Annotated in this window: 3 protein-coding genes; 1 reads left to right on the top strand and 2 read right to left on the bottom strand. The window is 56.4% G+C overall.

The window, feature by feature from the left end; translation table 11 throughout:
- The first annotated feature begins 275 nt into the window (after nt 1-275).
- On the top strand, nt 276-464 hold the full coding sequence (locus PMI23_RS27260) for a hypothetical protein (protein WP_007917473.1): 189 nt from the start codon (nt 276-278) through the stop codon (nt 462-464).
- 70 nt (nt 465-534) lie between these two features.
- Here the strand turns inward: PMI23_RS27260 and PMI23_RS27255 are convergent, their stop codons facing one another.
- Both PMI23_RS27255 and mazG read right to left on the bottom strand, forming a co-directional pair.
- Nucleotides 535-1,077 (bottom strand): DUF2058 domain-containing protein, encoded by a 543-nt coding sequence (locus PMI23_RS27255; protein WP_007917474.1) that lies wholly within the window; start codon nt 1,075-1,077, stop codon nt 535-537.
- Between the two features lie 25 nt (nt 1,078-1,102).
- Nucleotides 1,103-1,936, bottom strand: a complete 834-nt coding sequence (gene mazG / locus PMI23_RS27250) for a nucleoside triphosphate pyrophosphohydrolase (protein WP_007917475.1) — start codon at nt 1,934-1,936, stop codon at nt 1,103-1,105.
- Between the last annotated feature and the right edge of the window lie 42 nt (nt 1,937-1,978).

Raw genomic sequence — 1,978 nt, 5'->3', positions numbered from 1 at the left:
GCGTCACTGGACGCGGAGCGTCCCCAGAGGCATTCCCACGCGGAGCGTGGGAACGATCAAAAGACAGGGATCCAGAGCGTTCTGGAGATGAAACTTCTGTCATGAAACTTACCGCCCTGCGACCGAATGTCGCGGATTACGCGGGCTGCAGCACTGTTGCAAAAAACGCAACAACACCTTGCACAAATCAGCCGTTTACTTAGCAGGCTAACAAATTCTATAACAGAGTCCTGCACACGCCTTGCTGCAGATAACTTGAGATTTGGAGCTAGCAGATGACTGTAAAAGTAACTGAACGCGACGATTCACACATGTCCCACGAAGGCGTAGCCGCCGGTATCCGCATCTGGGATGTGCATCAACAAGACTTGCTGGTCGGCATGTTCCACAACGAGATCGATGCCCACAACTACAAGGCCGAACTGGAAGTGCAAGAACAGCAGCGGGATCTGAAATCCGCCTGATTCAACCACAGCATTGAAAACGACAAACCCCGCCATGAGCGGGGTTTGTCGTTGTTACAGCTTTATCGATTTACCACATCAGATCATCAGGGATCTGATACGCCGCGTAAGGATCGTCCTCGGTGCTGACCTCTTCAGTCTGCACGTTGAGCTGGACGATACGCTGCGGATCGCGCTCCTGGATCTTCAGGGCCGCTTCACGCGGGATCACTTCGTAGCCGCCGCCATGGTGCACGATCGCCAGCGAACCGCTGCTGAGCTTGTTGCGCATCAGCGTGTTGACCGAGATGCGCTTGACCTTCTTGTCGTCGACGAAGTTGTAGTAATCCTCCGTGGTCAGCTTCGGCAGACGCGAGACTTCGATCAGTTGCTTGACCTGCGCTGCACGCGCCTTGGCCTCGGCTTTCTCTTTCTGCTGGCGGTTCAACTCCTGGTCACGCTTGACCTTCTCGGCCATGGCTTCCTGAGCCGCGCGCTGCTGCGAGTCATCCAGTTCGATCTGGCCTTTGTGCGCCAGGCGCTGCTGCTTCTGCTTGTCTTTGCTGACCTGTTTGGCCTGCTTTTGATTGACCAATCCTGCTTTGAGCAACTGGTCGCGAAGGGAAATACTCATGGTGCTTACTCACTTGGGCAGTGGCTCAGCCGCAGCCGGGCAAATTCTTTTCCTGACGTTTGGCTTCACCCCACAGGGCGTCCAACTCTTCGAGGGTGCAATCTTCTATGGGACGGTGGGTGTCGCGCAATGCCTGTTCGATAAATCGGAAACGTCTTTCGAACTTGCCGTTGGCGCCACGCAGCGCGGTTTCCGGGTCAACCTTCAAGTGCCGGGCCAGGTTGACCACGGAAAACAGCAAGTCGCCGATCTCGTCAGCCACGGCGACGGGATCGTTTTCGGACATGGCTTCGAGGACTTCGTCGAGTTCTTCGCGCACCTTATCGAGCACCGGCAAGGCATCCGGCCAGTCGAAACCGACCTGGCCGGCGCGCTTCTGCAATTTGGCCGAACGCGACAGCGCCGGCAACGTGGCCGGCACATCATCAAGCAATGACAGTTGCTCGGGCGCGGCAGATTTCTCCGCACGCTCCTCTGCCTTGATCTCTTCCCAGCGCTGTTTGACCTGTTCTTCGCTCAAGCGCGGCACATCGAGCGGTGCATACAGATCGCCCGTTGGAAAGACATGAGGATGACGACGAATCAGCTTGCGGGTGATGCTGTCGATCACCCCGGCAAATTCGAAGCGCCCTTCTTCCTTGGCCAACTGGCTGTAATACACCACCTGGAACAGCAGATCGCCCAACTCGCCCTGCAAATGATCGAAGTCGCCGCGTTCGATGGCATCGGCCACTTCGTAGGCTTCTTCGAGGGTGTGCGGAACGATGGTCGCGTAGGTTTGCTTGATGTCCCACGGGCAACCGTACTGAGGATCGCGCAGACGGTTCATCAGGTGGAGCAGGTCTTCAAGGCTGTACATACAAACTCTCACTCAACTCTTTCTGCGATCTTGATCGTTCCC

The organism is Pseudomonas sp. GM24, assembly GCF_000282235.1.
Lineage (GTDB): Bacteria > Pseudomonadota > Gammaproteobacteria > Pseudomonadales > Pseudomonadaceae > Aquipseudomonas.
This window is presented reverse-complemented; position numbering and strand designations above follow the sequence as displayed.